We start from the raw sequence: 509 nt of genomic DNA, 5'->3' as shown, positions 1-509 counted from the left end.
GAAGGTAATAGGCAACCGACAAACCGGACTGACCAGCGCCGATGATGAGGATTGTGTGATGTTCCATAGGACGATCGCAGACGATTTGGTTGGGACGTGATTGCCGTTGTAGGTTGTCCACCAGGCCAAACCTCCAAGACCACCGACAGCCACCACCATGTACCTACGCCCTGCCCTCATGTTCGCCTGTTGCCTTGCCATATTCGCATCATCGAAGGCCTTTGGGCAGAAGAGAGCTTACATTCCTGCCTACATCCGTGATAGCGCAACAGTAGAAGGCCGACAGTTTCGACCTGAACGTACAGCACAGTCCGACAATTTCTTTCTCATTTGGGGGGCTGCCGTAGCCAACGATCCGCGCGAAACGGCCGAAGAAGACCTACGATTTGATCCTCGACAGATTCTCGATACCTTGGAGGCCATCTATCGTCGATGCAAGGATCTTGGCCTCGTCAACGACGCGCCGGGTACAAAAGCAGCCACCTACAAATTTGTCGTGGTGCTATACA

The 509-nt window shown here is 53.4% G+C and carries 1 protein-coding gene; it reads left to right on the top strand.

The features are described 5' to 3' along the window. Positions 1–178: 178 nt before the first annotated feature. A partial coding sequence (locus ACLD7X_RS18445) for a DUF6055 domain-containing protein (RefSeq protein ID WP_425625492.1) occupies positions 179–509 on the top strand: 331 nt, incomplete at its 3' end.

This window comes from Aphanothece microscopica RSMan92 (assembly GCF_046613545.2).
Classification (GTDB): Bacteria; Cyanobacteriota; Cyanobacteriia; order PCC-6307; family Cyanobiaceae; genus NIES-981.
Note: the sequence above shows the minus strand (reverse complement) of the source record. Positions and strands in the feature narration are given on the sequence as shown.